Origin of the sequence: Serpentinimonas raichei, assembly GCF_000828895.1 — a bacterium.
GTDB classification, from domain to species: Bacteria; Pseudomonadota; Gammaproteobacteria; order Burkholderiales; family Burkholderiaceae_C; genus Serpentinimonas; species Serpentinimonas raichei.
On the sequence record NZ_AP014568.1, the window covers coordinates 1,156,455 to 1,174,868 of the forward strand.

An 18,414-nucleotide genomic window follows, 5' to 3' on the forward strand; every position below is an offset into this window, starting at 1 on the left:
CCATGTTTGAAGTGTGGCACAGTTTTTTACAATTTTCAAGATGCAGATTGACTTTTTACATTGCAAAATATTTACCAGATCGCCAACTCCAAACACTCCGGGTTTTCCCATAGACTTCAAGCAAATGTCGAAATTCCTCTCACTGTTCTCCCCGCGCCTGGATTGGCGCTGGCCGGTGCGGCGCTGGCAGCGCTGGTGGCAGGGCTTGAGCCCGGTCCATCAAGACCGTCTGGTCAGCATCGTGCCCCTGATCTCGGTGCTGCTGTTTTTGGCGGCCATCGCGTCGGCATTCACCTACTTCACACAGCTCGAAGCGCAACGCGAACAGCAGGAGGTGACGCGCGATGTCGAGTACGCGCAGCAGCGCTTGCGGCTGCGATTGCTCGAACCCCACGAGCCCTTGCAGCGCATGGCGTTGCAAATCGTCAACCAAGAGCTCGACCCCTTTCAGTTCAGCACGGCGGCCGAACTGCTGGCCGGGCGTTTTCCCGAGCTGCTGGCGGTGAGCTGGCTCGATCAGCAAGACCGCGTGGTCGCCACCCACGCGGCGGCGCTGGCACCGGCCCAGCTCAACCGCAGCGCCGGGCAACCGGTGTTGAATGAGGAAACCGGGGGCGCCCTGGGGGTGGCGCGTGAAATCATGCAGCCGCATTTCAGCCGTCCGCTGGGCGGCTTGGGGCCCGACGCGCGCTTGCTGCTGCTGCTGCCCCTGACCCAACACGGCAGCTACCAAGGCACCTTGCTGGTCGAGTACTCGCTCGAGCTGCTGCTGCGGCTGGGCGTGCCAGGGGATGTGCGCACCCGCTATGCCGTGGCGCTGCTTGATTTGAGTGGCAACGTAATGGCCGGCAGCGTGCACCAGTTTGAACCCGACGGACTCATCTTGCTGCCTTGGACCGGGCAGCCGCGCAGCTTCCAAATGGCGGTGGCGCCGGTCGGCCCGCATCTGCAACTGCGCGCCACCGGCTACCGCATCAGCCGCGACGCCGCCGGCGAGGGGTTTTTTTGGGTGGTTGGCTCGCTCAGCCTGCTCACCATCTGGATGCTGCTGACCAACCTGCGCCACACCCGGCGCCGGCTGCAAGCGCAGCGCGCCTTGCAGTCCGAAACCTTGTTTCGGCGCGCCATGGAAAACTCCATGCTCACCGGCATGCGCGCGCTCGATCTGAACGGCCGCATCACCTACGTCAACCCGGCTTTTTGTTCCATGACCGGCTGGAGCGAGTCCGACCTGGTGGGGGCGCAGGCGCCCTTCCCCTACTGGCCCGCATCCGATGTGGACAAGCTGCACATCCGACTTGAAGACGAGCTCAGCGGCCGCACCAATGCGGGCGGTTTCGAGATGCCGGTGCAGCGCAAGAACGGCAGCACCTTTTTTGCCCGCATGTACGTCTCGCCCCTGATCGACTCCCAAGGGCAACAAACCGGCTGGATGACCTCGATGACCGACATCAGCGAGCCCAAGCGCATCCGCGAAGAACTGGGCGCCTCCTACCGGCGCTTCACCACCGTGCTCGATACGCTGGACCAGGCGGTGTCGGTGGCGCCCCTGAACAGCACCGAGTTGCTGTTTGCCAACCGCATGTACCAGACATGGTTCGGCTCCACCGCCGACGGGCATCGGCAGTTGATCCAGTTGAGCCAGCGCAGCGGCGCCACCCGCCCCGATGGCGAAGACCACCAGTCGGATGGCCTCGCGGGACTGCCCACCGACACCTTGTTTGAGGCCACCACCGACCATGCCGAGCTGTTCTTGGAAACACTCAACAAGTGGCTCGAGGTGCGCACGCGCTACCTGACTTGGGTCGATGGCCGCTTGGTGCAGATGGTGATCGCCTCCGACATCACGGCGCGGCGGCGTGCCGAGCAACAGGCCGCCCTGCAGCAAGAGCGCGCCGAGGCCGCCAGCCGCCTGATCACCATGGGCGAGATGGCCTCCAGCGTGGCGCACGAGCTCAACCAGCCCCTGACCGCCATCAGCAACTACAGCAGCGGCATGATTGCGCGCCTGCAACAGCAGCAGATCAGCGAGGCCGAGCTGCTCGAGGTGCTGCAAAAGACCGCCAAACAGGCCCAGCGCGCCGGCCAGATCATCCAGCGCATCCGCGCCTTCGTCAAGCGCAGCGAACCCACCCCCACCCCATCGGATGCGGCGCAGATGGTGGCCAATGCGGTGGAGCTGGCCGAGATCGATTTGCGGCGCCACCTGGTGCGCCTCAACACCTATGTGGCGGCGCGCCTGCCACAACTGCTGGTGGACCCGATCCTGATCGAGCAGGTGCTGATCAACCTGCTCAAAAACGCGGGCGAAGCCATCATCCAGGCGCAGCGCCCGGTCGGGCAGCGCCAGGTGGAACTGTGCGTGACGCCGCGCCACATCGAGGGGCTGCCGGTGATCGAATTCAGCGTGCGCGACAACGGACGCGGCATCCCGCCCGAGCAGCTCGAGCGCATCTACGAGGCCTTCTACAGCACCAAAGCCGAGGGCATGGGGATAGGGCTCAAGCTGTGTCGCTCCATCGTCGAATCGCACCACGGACGGCTGCAGGCGCGCAACCTCTACAATGGGCAGGAAATCATGGGTTGTGAGTTCAGCTTCTGGATTCCTACGCTGGCTGCCCTCAACCCCTGATGCCCACAGGCCAGTGCCCCGTACCGGGCAGGCCCACCGAGATCGAGAAGGCGACAAATGAGTGTGATGGCAAAGCGCGGTTTGGTTTATGTGGTGGATGACGATGAGGCTGTGCGCGACTCGTTGCAGTGGTTGCTCGAAGGCAAAAACTACCGGGTGCGCTGCTTCGAATCGGCCGAGGCCTTTTTGAGCTGCTACGACCCGCGTGAAGTGGCCTGTTTGTTGGCCGACATCCGCATGGGCGGCATGACCGGTATGGAGTTGCAAGACCGGCTGCTGGAGCGCCGCTCCCCGCTCCCCGTCGTTTTCATCACCGGCCATGGCGATGTGCCGATGGCGGTGCAGACGATGAAAAAAGGCGCGCTCGATTTCATCCAAAAGCCCTTCAATGAGCCCCAGCTCATGGGCTTGGTCGATCGCATGCTGGAGGCGGCGCGCAGCGCCTTTGCCGAGCACCAGCAAGCTGCCAGCCGCGAGGCCCTGATGGCCAGACTGACCGGGCGCGAATCGCAGGTGCTCGAGCGCATCGTGGCCGGCCGGCTCAACAAGCAAATCGCCGACGATTTGAACATCAGCATCAAAACGGTGGAGGCACACCGCGCCAACATCATGGAAAAGCTCGGCACCAACACGGTCGCTGATTTGCTTAAGATCGCCCTCGGCCCTGGTGCCAAATCCTGATTTAGAATTTACTCCCCCCGGTTTTTTGCAATGACTGCTCAACTGATCGACGGCGTGGCGCTGTCGCGCCAACTGCGCGCCGAACTCACCCAGCGCACCCGCACGCTCACCGCCCTGGGCCAGCAGCCTGGCCTGGCGGTGCTGCTGGTCGGCGATGACCCGGCCAGCCAGGTGTATGTGCGCAACAAGGTCAAGGCCTGCGCCGAGGCCGGCATCCACTCGCTGCTGGAGCGGCACCCGGCCAGCCTGAGCGAGGCCGAGTTGCTGGCGCGCATCAACGCCCTCAACGCCGACCCGCGCATCCACGGCATCTTGGTGCAACTGCCGCTGCCGCCGCAGATCGAGGCGCAGCGCGTGATCGAAGCCATCAGCCCCGCCAAGGATGTGGACGGTTTTCACATCGCCAGCGCCGGAGCGCTGCTGGTCGGCCAGCCCGGTTTCTGGCCCTGCACCCCCTACGGCTGCCTAAAAATGCTGGAGCACATCGGCTTTGATTTGCGCGGCAAGCACGCGGTGGTGATCGGGCGCAGCAACATCGTGGGCAAACCGATGGCGCTGCTGCTGCTGCAGCGCGACGCCACCGTCACCGTCTGCCACTCGCGCACCCCCAACCTCAAGGCCCACACCCTGCAAGCCGATGTGATCGTGGCCGCAGTGGGCAAGGCCGGCCTGCTCACGCGCGACATGGTCAAGCCCGGTGCCGTGGTGCTCGACGTGGGCATGAACCGCGACGCCGCCGGCAAGCTGTGCGGCGATGTGGATTTTGCGGGCGTGCAAGAGGTAGCCGGCTACCTCACGCCGGTGCCCGGCGGCGTTGGGCCCATGACCATCACCATGCTGCTGGCCAACACGGTGCAGGCGGCCGAGCGCGCCGCCGATCTGAACGGCTAGCTCACTGGTAGCGCACCGCCACGATCTCGTAGCGCTTGACGCCGCCCGGGGCTTGCACCTCGGCCACGTCGCCCTCCTCTTTGCCAATCAGGGCGCGCGCGATCGGGCTCGAGATGTTGATCAGGCCCTGCTTGAGGTCGGCTTCGTCCTCGCCCACGATCTGGTACGTAACCGCCGCACCGCTGCGCTCGTCTTCGAGCTCGACCGTGGCCCCAAACACCACCCGACCACCGCCGTCGGTGGCTGCCGGGTCGATCACTTGCGCCATGGCCAGCTTGCTCTCGATTTCGGCGATGCGCCCTTCGATGAAGCCCTGGCGCTCTTTGGCAGCGTCGTAGTCGGCGTTTTCGCTCAGGTCGCCTTGCGCACGCGCCTCGGAGATGGCGTTGATGACGGCCGGCCGGTCTTTGGTTTTTAGGCGCTGCAGCTCGGTTTTAAGCAAATCGGCGCCGCGCTGGGTCACAGGAATGGTGGGCATTGTTGCGTCTCCAAATGCGAACCGCCGAGCCAGACAGACTCGGCGGTAGATGTTCGCGATATTATGCCCGAACGCACCGGCGTTGCACGTCGCTCCCCTATGCCGTTGTTGGGGTGTCGATCTGCGCCAGCGGCCAGCGCGGCCGCACGGCAAAGTTGTAGCCTTCGCCGCTGGCACCAGCGGGCAGCAAACCCGCCTGCCAGCGCATGGCGGCGGCCAAGGCGATCATGGCGCCGTTGTCGGTGCACAGGTGCAGCTCGGGGTAATGCACGCGCAGCCCCAGGCGCTCGGCGGCGGCATCGAGCTGCTGGCGCAACCGCCGGTTGGCCCCCACCCCGCCGGCCACCACCAGCCGCCGCAACCCGGTTTGCTGCAAGGCGGCAAGCGACTTTTTCACCAGCACCTCGACGATGGCGGCCTCGGTGGCCGCAGCCAGATCGGCGCGCCGCGCCTGCAGCTCAGGGCCCAGCTTGCGCGCCTGCGTGAGCACGGCGGTTTTTAGGCCAGCAAAAGAAAAATCCAAGTCGCCGCTGTGCAGCAGCGGGCGCGGCAAGGCAAACGCGCTGGCCTGGCCCTGCTCGGCCAAGCGCGCCAACGCCGGGCCGCCGGGGTAGCCCAGCCCGAGCAGCTTGGCCGATTTGTCAAAGGCTTCGCCGGCGGCGTCGTCGATGGTCTCGCCCAGCAGGTGGTAGCGCCCCACCCCCTCGACCCGCATCAGTTGCGTGTGGCCGCCCGACACCAGCAGCGCCACGAATGGAAACTCGGGCGCGTCGGCACTCAAAAAGGGCGAGAGCAAATGCCCCTCCAGGTGGTGCACGCCCAGCGTGGGCTTGCCCAGCGCCGCCGCGATGCCGCAGGCCACCCCGGCCCCGACCAGCAAGGCACCCGCCAAACCGGGCCCGCGCGTGAAGGCCACGCAGTCGATCTGCTCCAGCGTGCAACCGGCCTGCTGCAGCACCGACTGCGTGAGCGGCAGCACGCGCCGGATGTGGTCGCGGCTGGCCAGTTCGGGCACCACGCCGCCATAGGCTTGGTGCATCTGCACCTGGCTGTGCAGGGCCTGCCCCAGCAGCCGTGGCGGGGCCGCACCCGCGTCGGCCTGCACCACGGCCACCCCGGTTTCGTCGCAAGAGCTTTCGATTCCCAATATCAGCATGGGATGAGTGTAAGGGAGGGCGCGGCCAAGCCTGCACGGGCGGGCTCAGCGGGCGACTTGCGTGGGCTGCTGTGCAGAGCCTCCAACGGGCACAAAACTTGCTTGTGGATGTTCAACCAACCCCACGCGCCTTATGGCCACAGCACCACGATGAAATCCAGCCTTTGCTTCCTGCTGGCCGCCAAGCGCGCCGAGCTGGCCGAATTGGAGCGGCTGGCGCAAAGCATTGCGCTGGCGCGCAGCACCGCCGCTTTGGTGCACGAGTTGCAGCGCGAACGCGGACTCTCCAACCTTAGCGTGCGCCATGCCGGCATGGGGCAGGCACCCCTCGATGCGCAGTTGCACCAGCAAACCCTAGGCACCGACGATTGGGTGGCGCAATGGCTGCTGGAGTCTGAAGCCCTGATCAACGCCCCGTCGCCGCACGCCGCGCGGCTCCTGAGCCGGGTCGCCTACGCACTGCAAGGGCTGGATGCGCTGGCGCTGCTGCGCTCGCGCGTCGCGGCCAAGGCACTCAGCACCCAGCGCCTGTCGGCCGATTACGCACGGCTGATCGCCAGTTTGTTGGCGGTCGTGTTCGAAGCCGCCGACCACGCCAGCGCCCCCGAACTGCTGCGCCCGCTGGTGGCGCTGTTCAACCTGATGCAATGCAAGGAGTGGACCGGTCAGGAGCGCGCCCTGGGTGCCACCCTGTTTGCCAGCACCCAGGTGCATGCGCAGGAACAGGCGCACCTGAGCGAGCTGATCGAGGCGCAGCAGCGCTGCCTGGAGGTGTTTGAGTCCTTTGCCAGCGCCGCGCTGCTGCAGCGCTGGCAAGAGCGCCAGCGCGCCCAGCCCCTGATCGAGCGCAGCCGGTTGCGCCGCCTGCTGCTGCAAACACCTGCCGGGGGGGCGCTGGAGCCGCATCTGAGCGGGGTCTGGTTTGCCTGCTGCAGCCAGTGCATGGATGAAATGCGCCCGATCGAAGACCAATTGACGCAGGCTTTGGTCGAGCAGGCGAGCGCCTGCATGGCGCAGGTGCAAGCCGAAATCGGACAACTCGAACAGCGCCAGCGCCAGCCCCCCGAGGCCGACACCGAGCGGCTGCGCGGCAGCGCATTTTTTGAGGCCGCACCCCCTGCCCTTCAACCCGCGCCCCAAGGGCTGGCGTTTGGCCTAGAAAGGTCGGTGCTCGATCTGGTGCAAGAGCAGGGCCTAAGGCTGCAAGCCGCTGCCACCGAGCTCGAAACGCTGCGCGTCAGCCTGAACGAGCGCAAACTGATCGAGCGCGCCAAGGGCCTGCTGATGGCGCACCAGCAGCTCGATGAGCCCGCCGCACACAAAGCCCTGCGCGAGCTGGCCATGAACCAGAACAAGCGCATGGTCGATGTGGCCGAGGCGGTGCTCTCGATGAGCCACCTGCTTGCACCACGGCGGTGAACGCTTGGGCCCGATTCTGGTGCACCGGGGCGAAAAATAAGCGCCAGGCAGCGTCCCACCCTAGACACACCCCCTAAAACCAAGCCTGGCACGAAAACTGCTTGCGTGATGACATGGGTAAGCGCCAATGGCGGCACGAACCCGGCTCGCAGAGCAAGACGGACAACGGCGTCCCTCCCAGCCCGCTTTCAAGGCGGACACGGGAGGACGCCGTTTTTCATTTGCTGCCACGCTTCGATTGTTCATTGTTCTAGGAGTAGTCATGCCCCCGTTCGACCTCAGCCAGACCGAATCCAGCACGGCTGGCACACCAACCCCTGGCGGCCACAGCCCGGCCGCCTGCCACGCACCCACTGCCGCCCAAGCAAGCACCAGCGGTGCAGACCAGCCCGGGCGCCGCAGCGCGCTGCGCCAAGGCGCCACGCTCGCTGGCGCGGCCCTGCTGGCCCATGCCGGCACTGGCCTGGTGCCCGGCCTGCGCTCGGTCGTCCATGCCCAGGGCTCTGACCGGCCCGAGATCCAGGAGGTGCGCATCGGCTTCATTCCGCTCACCGACAGCGCCTCCGTCATCATGGCCTCGGTGCTGGAGCTGGACCGCAAACACGGGGTGCGCATCGTCCTGTCCAAGGAAGCCAGTTGGGCCGGCCTGCGCGACAAGCTGCTCAACGGCGAACTGCACATGGCGCATTCGCTCTACGGCCTGATCTACGGGCTGCAACTGGGGCTGGGCGGGCCGCGCACCGATATGTCGGTGCTGATGACGCTCAACCGCAACGGCCAGGGCATGACGCTGAGCCGCCAACTGGCCGAGCGCGGCGCGGTGGACGTGGGCACGCTGGCGCGGCTGATGGCGCGCGAGCGGCGCGAGTACACCTTTGCCCAGACCTTTCCGACCGGCACCCACGCCATGTGGCTGTACTACTGGCTGGCCAGCGCCGGTGTCAACGCGCTGCGCGACACCAGGGTCATCACCGTGCCGCCGCCGCAGATGGTGGCCAATATGCGCGTCGGCAACATGGACGGATTCTGCGTCGGCGAACCCTGGAACCACCGCGCCATCGTGGACCGCATCGGCATCACGGCCGCCAACACCCAGGACGTGTGGCCCGATCACCCCGAGAAAGTGCTGGGCGCGCGCGCCGACTTCGTGCGCCGCCACCCCCACACCGCGCGCGCCGTGATGATGGCGGTGCTCGAAGCCAGCCGCTGGATCGAGGCCAGCCTGCAAAACAAGCTGCGCATGGCCGAGACCATCGCCGCCCGCCCCTTTGTCAACACCAGCGTCGATGTGATCCGCGACCGCATTCTGGGGCGCTACCAAAACGGCCTCGGGCGCACCTGGGACGACCCGAACCACATGAAGTTCTTTGACGGCGGCGCAGTCAACTTCCCGTTCCTCTCCGACGGCATGTGGTTCCTGACCCAGTTCAAACGCTGGGGCCTGCTGCGCGAGCACCCCAACTACCTGCAAGTGGCGCAGCAGATCAACCAGATCGAGCTCTACCGTCAGGCCGCGACGCAACTCAACATCAGTGTGCCGCGCGAACCACTGCGCAGCAGCACCCTGATGGATGGGGTGGTCTGGAACGGCCGCGACCCGGCGCGCTACGCCGACAGCTTTGCCATCCGGACTTAAGGAGCACACACCATGGTCAGCGCCGTCTTTCATTCGCCCCGCGCCGGGCAGATCCCCGCCGCCCCGGCCGAACCAGCCCGGACCCCGGCCCCCGCCCACAGCAGCCCGGCGCGCAGCCAGCCCGCGCGCAGCAGCGCAACGCGGCGCTTCGAGGCCAGCGAATGGCTGCAACAGGGGCTGCCGCCGCTGTTTGGCTTGCTGCTGCTGATCGGCCTGTGGCACCTGGCCGCGACCAGCGGCGAGGGCCAGTTCCCGACCCCGGGCGCCACCTGGAGCGCGGCGCTGGTGTTGTTTGCCGACCCCTTCTTCGTCAACGGCCCCAACGACGTCGGGATCGGCTGGCAAGTGCTCAACTCGCTCGAGCGCGTCGGGCTGGGCTTTGGGCTGGCGGCGCTGGTGGGCATTCCGCTGGGCTTTCTGATCGGCCGCTCGGTCTTTGCCGGGCGCATGTGCGCGCCGCTGATCAGCCTGTTCAAGCCGGTCTCGCCACTGGCCTGGCTGCCGATCGGGCTGCTGGTGTTCCAGGGCACCGAACCGGCAGCGATCTGGACCATCTTCATCTGCTCGATCTGGCCCATGATCATCAACACCGCCGTCGGGGTGCAGCGGGTGCCGCAGGACTACCTCAACGTGGCGCGGGTGCTCAACCTGAGCGAGTGGACCATCCTGACCAAAATCCTGCTGCCCGCCGTGCTGCCCTACGTGCTCACCGGGGTGCGGCTGGCCGTGGGCACGGCCTGGCTGGTGATCGTGGCGGCCGAAATGCTCACCGGCGGTGTCGGCATCGGTTTCTGGATCTGGGACGAGTGGAACAACCTCAACATCACGAACATCATCGTGGCGATTTTCGTCATCGGCCTGGTCGGGCTGCTGCTGGAGTGGGCCTTGGTGCGCATCGCCCGCGCCTTTACTTTCGAGGAAGTCAAATCATGAACGAAAGCCATTACATCCAGATCGAAGGCGTGGTGCAGCGCTTCAAAACCCGGCAAGGCGAGTTCGAGGCGCTGCGCCAGATCGACCTGCGCATCGCCAAAGGCGAATTCGTGGCCCTGATCGGGCACTCGGGTTGCGGCAAATCGACCCTGCTCAACCTGATCGCCGGCCTGACTTCCCCCACCGAAGGCTTGCTGCTGTGTGCCGGGCGCGAGATCGCCGGCCCGGGGCCGGAGCGCGCCGTGGTGTTTCAAAACCACTCGCTGTTGCCGTGGCTGACTTGCTTTGAGAATGTGCACCTGGGCGTCGAGCGCGTGTTCGGATCGGGTTCGCGCAGCGCCGGGGCCAAGTCGGAGCGCAAAAGCGAACTGGCGGCGCGCACCCACGCCGCGCTGGAACTGGTGGGCCTGAGCCACGCCGCGCACAAGCGCCCGGGCGAAATCAGCGGCGGCATGAAGCAGCGCGTGGGCATCGCCCGTGCGCTGGCGATGGAGCCCAAGGTGCTGCTGCTCGACGAGCCCTTCGGCGCGCTCGACGCCCTCACCCGCGCCAAGCTGCAAGACGAGCTGCTCGAAATCGTGGCGCGCACCCACAGCACCGTGGTGATGGTGACGCACGATGTCGATGAGGCGGTGCTGCTGGCCGACCGCATCGTGATGCTCACCAACGGCCCCTCGGCCACCATCGGCGAGGTGCTGGCGGTGCCGCTGGCGCGCCCACGGCGGCGCGTGGAACTGTCGGAAAACCCAAACTACCTGCAATGCCGCAAGGCGGTGATCGACTTTTTGTACACCCGCCAGGCGCACGTCGAAAAAGAGGCCGCATGATGCCAAGCACTGCCCCCCACGGCGCCGAGTCCGCACGCAACACCCCGGCCGCCAGCCCAAGCCCCAACGCCCGCCCGCGACAAAAACTGGTGCTGGTGGGCAACGGCATGGCCGGCGTGCGCACGCTCGAAGAGCTGCTCAAGCTCACGCCCGATCTGTACGAAATCACCGTCTTTGGCACCGAGCCGCACCCCAACTACAACCGCATCCTGCTCTCGCCGGTGCTGGCTGGCGAGCAGACGCCGGAGCAGATCATCCTCAACGACTGGGACTGGTACCGCCAGCACGGCATCGCCCTGCACGCCGGCTGGAACGTGACCGAGGTGGACCGCACCCGGCGCCTGGTGCATGCCAGCGGGCCCGACGGGGCCACCCAGTCGGCCCCCTACGACCGCTTGATTCTGGCCACCGGCTCCAACGCCTTCATGCTGCCCATCCCCGGCCGGGATCTGCCCGGTGTGCTCGCCTACCGCGACCTGGCCGACACCCAGGCCATGATCGCTGCCGCCACGCAATACCGGCAGGCGGTGGTCATCGGCGGCGGGCTGCTGGGGCTGGAAGCCGCCAACGGGCTGATGAAGCGCGGCATGGACGTGACCGTGGTGCACGTGGCCCCGTGGCTGATGGAGCGCCAGCTCGACCAGCGCGCCGCCGAGCTGTTGCAGCGCTCGCTGCAAGCGCGCGGCCTCAAGTTCCTGCTCGGGGCCCAGACCGAGGCCCTGCTGGCCGGTGCCGATGGGCGCGTGGCCGCCGTGCGTTTCAAGGCCGGCAGCGCGCCCGAGCCGGAAATCCCGGCCCAGCTCGTGGTGATGGCGGTGGGCATCCGCCCCAACACCGCGCTGGCCGAGCGCATGCGGCTGCACGTGCAGCGCGGCATCGTGGTCTCGGACACGCTGCAAACCGTGACCGACCCGCGCATCTACGCCGTGGGCGAATGCGCCGCGCACCGGGGCGTGGCCTACGGCCTGGTGGCTCCGCTGTTCGAGCAGGGCAAGGTGCTGGCCAACCACCTGGCGCAGCACGGCATCGCCCGCTACAGCGGCAGCGTGACCTCGACCAAGCTCAAGGTGACGGGGATCGATCTGTTTAGCGCTGGCAACTACCTGGGCGGCCCCGGCTGCGAGGAAATCGTGCTCAGCGACCCGACCGCCCCCAACGGCGGTGTCTATAAAAAACTGGTGCTGCAAGACGACAAACTGGTCGGCGCCTGCCTCTATGGCGACACGGTCGATGGCAGTTGGTATTTCAAGCTGCTGCGCGCGGGCCGCCCGGTGGCCGACATCCGCGACAAGCTCATGTTTGGCGAGAGCAATCTGGGCGATGCCGGGCACCAGGGGCACCAAAAGGCGGCCCAAATGGCCGACAGCGACGAGGTTTGCGGCTGCAACGGCGTCAGCAAAGGGGCCATCTGCAAGGCCATCAAGCGCCAGGGCCTGTTCACCCTCGACGAAGTGCGCAAACACACCAAGGCCAGCGCCAGTTGCGGCAGTTGCACCGGCCTAGTGGAGCAAATCCTCATGTTCAGCGCCGGCGGCGACTACTCGGCCACGCCCCAGAAAAAGGCCATCTGCGGCTGCACCGAACACAGCCACCAGCAGGTGCGCGAGGCCATCCACGAGCGCAAGCTGCTGCGCATCGACGAGGTGTTCCAGGCCCTGAACTGGCGCAACCCGAGCGGCTGCGCCACCTGCCGCCCGGCCATCAACTACTACCTCATCAGCACCTGGCCCAAAGAGGCCCGCGACGACCCGCAAAGCCGCTTCATCAACGAGCGCAGCCACGCCAACATCCAGAAAGACGGCACGTATTCGGTGATCCCGCGCATGTGGGGCGGTGAGACCAGCGCCGCCGAACTGCGCCGCATCGCCGATGCGGTGGACAAGTACCAGATCCCCACCGTCAAGGTCACCGGCGGCCAGCGCATCGACTTGCTGGGCGTGAAGAAAGAGGATCTGATCGGCGTCTGGAAAGACATCGGCATGCCCAGCGGCCACGCCTACGCCAAGGCGCTGCGCACGGTCAAAACCTGCGTCGGCTCCGAGTGGTGCCGCATGGGAACGCAAGACAGCACCCAGATGGGCAAGGACTTGGAGCGCGCCTTTTTCGGCATGTACGCGCCGCACAAGGTCAAGTTTGCCGTTAGCGGCTGCCCGCGCAATTGCGCCGAGTCCGGCATCAAGGACGTGGGCATCATCGGCGTCGAGAGCGGCTGGGAGATGCATATCGCCGGCAACGGCGGCATCAAGACCGAAGTGGCACACTTTTTTTGCAAACTCAAAAGCGCTGCCGAGGTGCTGGAATACACCGGTGCCTTCATGCAGTTGTACCGGCTCGAAGGCTGGTATCTGGAGCGCACGGTGCACTTCGTGAGCCGGGTCGGGCTGGACTACGTGAAAAAGCGCATCCTCGACGACCCGGTCGGCCGCCAGGCGCTGTGGCAGCAGTTGCAGTTTGCGCTCGACGGCGAACCCGACCCCTGGTTTGAACACGAACGGGCGCAAGTCGATCTGCGCCAATTCCAGCCCCTGAGCCCAGTTGCGGCCCCCAGCCGGGTGCCGGCCTGACCGTGCCCCCGCTTGATGCGCAACCCATTTACCCCGGAGACACCATGAACCGCTGGATTCCCGTCTGCACCGTTGAAGACATCCCGGCCTTGGGCGCGCGCCGCGTGGCACGCGAGCACGGGCTGGACGTGGCCGTGTTCAAGGCCGCCGACCAGCAGCTCTTTGCGCTGCTCGACCGCTGCCCGCACAAGGGCGGACCCCTGAGCCAAGGGATCGTGTTTGGGCACAGCGTGGCTTGCCCGCTGCACAACTGGAACATCGCCCTCGACAGCGGCCAGGCCGCCGCACCCGATCACGGCCAGACCCCGCGCTTCGCCCTCAAGGTCGAACACGGACAGGTGTATCTGGACGCCCACGAGCTCGAAACCCTGGCGACCGAGGCCACGCGGCCTTTGGCCGGGCCGGCCCGCCGCACGTGCCCCGGCGCGGCCAGCGGTGCCTGCTAGGCGCAGCCCCATGGCCACCACCCGTTCCACCTGCCCCTATTGCGGCGTGGGCTGCGGCGTGCTGATCGAGCACGAAGGCGGCCAAGTCACCGGCGTGCGCGGCGACCCCGAGCACCCGGCCAATTTCGGGCGCTTGTGCAGCAAGGGCTCGACCCTGCACCTGAGCGCCCGCCCCGCCTTGGCGCAAGCCACCCGGCTGCTGCATCCGCAGTGGCGCAGCCAACGCGGCGGCCCCACCCAGGCGCTGGCTTGGAAGCAGGCGCTCGATCTGGCGGCCGGCCGCATCGCCCGCACCGTGCAGCAGCACGGCCCCGACGCCGTGGGCGTCTATGTGAGCGGCCAGTTGCTGACCGAGGACTACTACGTCTTCAACAAGCTGGTCAAAGGGGTGCTGGGCAGCAACCAGATCGACTCCAATTCGCGCCTGTGCATGAGCAGCGCCGTGGCCGGCTACAAGCTCACCCTCGGGGCCGACGCGCCACCACCCTGCTACGACGACCTGGGACTGGCGCAAACGCTGTTCATCATCGGCAGCAACACGGCTTGGGCGCACCCGGTGCTGTTTAGGCGCATCGAAGACGCGCGCGCGGCGCGGCCAGATCTGCGCCTGATCGTCGCCGACCCGCGCCGCACCGACACCGCCGCCAGCGCCGACCTGCATTTGCCGCTGCAACCCGGCACCGACGTGGCGCTGCTGCACGGCTTGCTGCACATCATGCTGTGGGAGGGCTGGCTCGACTTGGCCTACATCGCCGCCCACACCAGCGGTTTCGAGGCCCTGAAGGCGATCGTGCGCGAACACACCCCCGCCCACACCGCGCGCCTGTGTGGCCTGCAACAGGCCGACCTGTACACCGCGGCGCGCTGGATCGCCGGCCTCGACAGCCCCGCCCAAGATGGCGCCCCGGCCCCGACTGCCCCGCTGTTTAGCGGGCGCGATGGCCGGCTGCGCCGCCCCACCCTGAGCCTGTACTGCCAGGGCCTGAACCAGAGCAGCAACGGCAGCGCCAACAACGCGGCCCTGATCCACCTGCACCTGGCCACCGGGCAGATCGGCCAGCCCGGTGCCGGCCCCTTGAGCCTGACCGGCCAGCCGAACGCCATGGGCGGGCGCGAAGTGGGTGCCATGGCCACCCTGCTCAGCGCCCACCGCGATCTGGCCAACCCGGCGCACCGGGCCGAAGTGGCGCAACTGTGGGGCGTTCCCAGCGTGCCCGAGCAGCCGGGGCGCAGCGCGGTCCAGATGTTCCAGGCCGCTGCCGAGGGCGAAGTCAAGGTGTTGTGGATCGCCTGCACCAACCCGGCCCAGAGCCTGCCCGACCAGCGCATGGTGCGCCGGGCGCTGGAGCGGGCCGAATTCGTCATCGTGCAAGAGGCCTTTGCCGACACCGCCACCACCGCCTACGCCGACCTGCTGCTGCCCGCCACCACCTGGGGCGAAAAGGAAGGCACCGTCAGCAACAGCGAGCGGCGCATCAGCCGCGTGCGCCGCGCCGTGCCGGCCCCGCAGCACCCCGACCATGCGCTCGACGGCCCCCGGCCCGACTGGGTCATCGCGCGCGATGTGGCCCAGCGCCTGGAGGCCCTGCTGCACCCGCAGCCCGCGGCGCAGCGGCGCATCCACTTCGACTACCCCACGCCCGAAGCGGTGTGGAACGAACACCGCCAGAGCACCCGCGGCCGCGACCTCGACATCAGCGGACTCAGCTATGCCCTGCTCGACACCGAGGGGCCGCAGCAATGGCCGCTGCCCGAGGGCCACCGCCAAGGCCTGGCGCGCCTGTACACCGACGGCCGTTTTCCGACGGCCGACGGCAAGGCGCGTTTTGCCGCCCTGCCCTACCGGGCGCCAGCCGAAGCGCGCGACGCCAGCTACCCACTGGCCTTGAACACCGGCCGGCTGCGCGACCAGTGGCACGGGATGAGCCGCACCGGCCTGCTGGGCCGCCTGTTTGGCCATGCACCAGAACCGGTGCTGCACATGCACCCGCAGGACATGGCACGGCGCCGGCTGACCGAAGGCGAACTGGTGAGCGTGCAAAGCGCCCGCGGGCGCATCGTGCTGCCGCTGCAAGCCGCGTCCGATCTGGGCCTGGGGCAGGTTTATTTGCCCATGCACTGGGGTTCGGATTGCTTAAGCGGGCGCACCCCCGAGGGCCAGCCACTGCTGGGCGTCAATGCCCTGACCACCCCGGCCTGCTGCCCCACTTCCAGGCAACCCGAGCTCAAACACGCCGCCGTGCGGGTAGAGCCGGCCCACCTGCCTTGGACGCTCATCGCCATGGCCTGGTTGCCCGAAGGCGAAGCGGCGCAAGCCCGGGCCTGGCTGTCGGGGCAATTGAGCCAGTTCGACTTTGCCACCTGCGTGCCCTTTGGCCGCCACGAGGAACAAGGGCGCACGGGCGTGCTGCTGCGCGCCGCCTGCCTGCAAGCCCCGGACGCCGCCTTGCTCGACGCCGTGGCCGCGCGCCTGGGCCTGAACACCCCCAACACCCTGTGCTACCGCGACCCCCGGCGCGGCCAGATGCGGGCGCTGCGCCTGCTGCGCCGCAGCCCCGAGTCCGAGGCCCAACTCGAGGCCCTGCTGCTGGCTGGCGACGTGCGCTCAGCCGCCTGGCTCGAGGCCTTGCTGCGCGAAGAACGCCCCACCCCGGCCAGCGGACAACAACTGCTGCTGCCCGGCGCGGCCGCGCCCACGGCCAGCGGGCCATCCAGCCGCAGCCCCCAGGTCTGTGCCTGCCTCGATGTGAGCGAGCAGGCCATCACCCTGCACTTGGCCCGCAGCCCGGGCAGCCCCAGCGAGCGGCTGGCGCACCTGCAAAGCACGCTGCAATGCGGCACCCAGTGCGGCTCCTGCATCCCGCAGCTCAAGCGGCTGTTGCAAAGCGTGGCCGCACCCCCGATGGCCGCAAGCACGCAAATCGCCTAATAGCGATAAGTAATTAGTACGCTGTCACAATCGAGCCAATGAGCATCAAAGAGCACTTAAAAAAAATTGGTCGCGGCAAAGACGGCGCCCGTGCCCTTAGCCGCGGGCAGGCCGCTGACCTGCTCGGGCAGGTGCTGGACGGCGCCGTGAGCGAGCTCGAAATCGGCGCCTTCTGCATCGCCATGCGCGTCAAAGGCGAAACCGCCGAAGAAATGGCCGGCTTCCTCGACGCGCTGGAGCCACGCCTGCAGCGCTGGAGCGCCCCCGCCCACAGCCCCTTGCCCAGCGTGGTGCTGCCCAGCTACAACGGCGCACGCAAGCTGCCGGTGCTGACCCCGTTGCTGGCGGGTTTGCTGGCGCGCCAAGGCTTGGCGGTGCTCTGGCACGGCTGCGCCACCGAAGACGCGCGCGCCCACCCCGAGGCCATCTTGCCCGCGCTCGAATCGGCGGGCTTGCTCAGCGCTGAACTTCAGCCTGGCAAGGTCTGCTGGGTGCCCACACAGCGCCTGCAGCCGGGGCTGCAGCGCCTGCTGGACGTGCGCCGCAGCGTGGGCTTGCGCAACAGCGCGCACAGCCTGGTCAAGCTCATGAACCCGGTCGCCGGGCCGGCCCTGCTGCTGAGCAGCTACACCCACAGCGAATACCTGCACAGCATGAGCGCCACGCTGGCGCTGACCGGGACCAACGCCCTGCTGCTGCGCGGCACCGAAGGCGAGCCCGTGGCCGACGCCCGGCGCTGCCCGGCCATGGACGCCTTCGTCGCCGGGCGCAGTTGGCGCATCCAAGAAGCCCAAGGCGGGCCGCTGCTTCCCTTGGCCGATGGGCCCACGCCCGACGCCGACGCCACCTTGCACTGGACCCAGGCGGTGCTGCTGGGCCAGCGTGCCATTCCCGAGCCGATCGCACTGCAGGTGCGCCACACGCTGGAACTGGCGCGCCTGATCGCCAGCGGCCAAATCCCCACCCCACCCCATCCGAGCACCCCATGAACACCCTGCCACCCGCTGCCCGCCCATTCAGCCCCGCAGCTGGCGCTGCCCCGCACCCGATCGTGGGCCGCTGCACCTTGGTCGGGGCCGGGCCGGGCGACCCGGAGCTGCTCACCCTCAAGGCGGCCCGGGCCATCGCCCGCGCCACGCTGCTGCTGGTCGATGACCTGGTGAGCGACGACATCGTGGCGCTGGCGGCACCCGGCGCGCGCGTGATCCACGTGGGCAAACGCGGCGGCTGCCGCTCCACGGCGCAGTCCTTCATCGAAAAACTGATGATCCAGGCCGTGCGCGAGGGCGAGCAGGTGGTGCGCCTCAAGGGCGGCGACCCCTTCGTGTTTGGCCGTGGCGGCGAGGAAGTGGAGCACCTGCGCGCCGCCGGCATCGAGGTCGAAGTGGTCAACGGCATCACCGCCGGACTGGCGGCGGTGACGGCGCTCGGGGCACCGCTGACGCACCGCGACCATGCACACGGGGTGGTGTTTATTACCGGACACGCCAAACCCGGCAGCAACGGCCCGGACTGGCGTGCGCTGGCCCAGACCTGCCACGCGGCGCGCCTGACGCTGGTGATCTACATGGGCGTGCAAGCGGCGGCGCAGATTCAGGCCGATCTGCTCACTGGCTTGCCCGCCAGCACCCCCGTGGCGCTGGTGCAGCACGCCACCCTGGCGCAGCAGCGCCACGCACTGTGCGAACTGCAGCACCTGCACAGCACGCTGGAGCGCGAAGGGCTGGGCAGCCCGGCGGTGATCGTGGTGGGTGAGGTGCTGCAAGGCCTGCTGGCCTTGGCGCAAACGGCACAGAGCCGGGTGGCCTGAGGGGGCGGGTCG

The 18,414-nt window shown here is 67.7% G+C and carries 14 protein-coding genes; 12 read left to right on the forward strand and 2 right to left on the reverse strand.

The genetic code is table 11. The features are described 5' to 3' along the window. Positions 1 to 124: 124 nt before the first annotated feature. The 3 genes from SRAA_RS05460 to folD are packed head-to-tail and all read left to right on the forward strand — an operon-like array spanning position 125 to position 4,204. Entirely contained in the window at positions 125 to 2,632 is a 2,508-nt protein-coding gene (locus SRAA_RS05460) for a PAS domain-containing sensor histidine kinase (RefSeq protein WP_045531364.1), read from the forward strand. Between the two features lie 57 nt (positions 2,633 to 2,689). Further along, positions 2,690 to 3,313, forward strand: coding sequence for a response regulator transcription factor (locus tag SRAA_RS05465; RefSeq protein ID WP_045531365.1), 624 nt, complete (start codon positions 2,690 to 2,692; stop codon positions 3,311 to 3,313). Between the two features lie 30 nt (positions 3,314 to 3,343). Then, positions 3,344 to 4,204: a bifunctional methylenetetrahydrofolate dehydrogenase/methenyltetrahydrofolate cyclohydrolase FolD gene (gene folD / locus SRAA_RS05470; protein ID WP_045531367.1), complete on the forward strand. Its 861-nt coding sequence runs from the start codon at positions 3,344 to 3,346 to the stop codon at positions 4,202 to 4,204. Position 4,205: 1 nt separating this feature from the next. Here folD and greA read toward each other — a convergent pair whose 3' ends face one another. Together greA and tsaD are read right to left on the reverse strand one after the other, a co-directional pair. Beyond that, positions 4,206 to 4,682, reverse strand: a complete 477-nt coding sequence (gene greA / locus SRAA_RS05475; RefSeq protein ID WP_045531368.1) for a transcription elongation factor GreA — start codon at positions 4,680 to 4,682, stop codon at positions 4,206 to 4,208. Between the two features lie 97 nt (positions 4,683 to 4,779). Then, entirely contained in the window at positions 4,780 to 5,838 is a 1,059-nt protein-coding gene (gene tsaD, locus SRAA_RS05480) for a tRNA (adenosine(37)-N6)-threonylcarbamoyltransferase complex transferase subunit TsaD (RefSeq protein ID WP_045531369.1), read from the reverse strand. A 150-nt stretch (positions 5,839 to 5,988) separates the two neighbouring features. Here tsaD and SRAA_RS05485 point away from each other — a divergent pair, with 150 nt between their 5' ends. From SRAA_RS05485 to cobA, 9 genes are all read left to right on the forward strand, one after another. Then, complete coding sequence (locus SRAA_RS05485) at positions 5,989 to 7,257, forward strand: nitrate regulatory protein (RefSeq protein ID WP_045533344.1); 1,269 nt, start codon at positions 5,989 to 5,991, stop codon at positions 7,255 to 7,257. 262 nt (positions 7,258 to 7,519) lie between these two features. Then, positions 7,520 to 8,893 (forward strand): CmpA/NrtA family ABC transporter substrate-binding protein, encoded by a 1,374-nt coding sequence (locus tag SRAA_RS05490; protein WP_082039930.1) that lies wholly within the window; start codon positions 7,520 to 7,522, stop codon positions 8,891 to 8,893. 12 nt (positions 8,894 to 8,905) lie between these two features. Then, a complete protein-coding gene (gene ntrB / locus SRAA_RS05495) occupies positions 8,906 to 9,826 on the forward strand; it encodes a nitrate ABC transporter permease (RefSeq protein ID WP_045531371.1) in 921 nt (306 codons plus the stop codon). Then, positions 9,823 to 10,653 (forward strand): ABC transporter ATP-binding protein, encoded by an 831-nt coding sequence (locus SRAA_RS05500; RefSeq protein ID WP_045531373.1) that lies wholly within the window; start codon positions 9,823 to 9,825, stop codon positions 10,651 to 10,653. The genes ntrB and SRAA_RS05500 overlap by 4 nt, the downstream gene beginning before the upstream one ends. Then, positions 10,653 to 13,217, forward strand: coding sequence for a nitrite reductase large subunit NirB (gene nirB, locus SRAA_RS05505; RefSeq protein WP_082040086.1), 2,565 nt, complete (start codon positions 10,653 to 10,655; stop codon positions 13,215 to 13,217). The genes SRAA_RS05500 and nirB overlap by 1 nt, the downstream gene beginning before the upstream one ends. Positions 13,218 to 13,261: 44 nt before the next feature. Beyond that, positions 13,262 to 13,663, forward strand: coding sequence for a nitrite reductase small subunit NirD (gene nirD / locus SRAA_RS05510; RefSeq protein ID WP_045531374.1), 402 nt, complete (start codon positions 13,262 to 13,264; stop codon positions 13,661 to 13,663). A gap of 10 nt (positions 13,664 to 13,673) precedes the next feature. After that, complete coding sequence (locus SRAA_RS05515; protein WP_045531376.1) at positions 13,674 to 16,592, forward strand: nitrate reductase; 2,919 nt, start codon at positions 13,674 to 13,676, stop codon at positions 16,590 to 16,592. A gap of 38 nt (positions 16,593 to 16,630) precedes the next feature. After that, positions 16,631 to 17,581: a DNA-binding protein YbiB gene (ybiB, locus tag SRAA_RS05520; RefSeq protein ID WP_045531377.1), complete on the forward strand. Its 951-nt coding sequence runs from the start codon at positions 16,631 to 16,633 to the stop codon at positions 17,579 to 17,581. Continuing rightward, on the forward strand, positions 17,578 to 18,402 hold the full coding sequence (gene cobA, locus SRAA_RS05525; protein WP_082039931.1) for a uroporphyrinogen-III C-methyltransferase: 825 nt from the start codon (positions 17,578 to 17,580) through the stop codon (positions 18,400 to 18,402). The genes ybiB and cobA overlap by 4 nt, the downstream gene beginning before the upstream one ends. Positions 18,403 to 18,414: the final 12 nt, after the last annotated feature.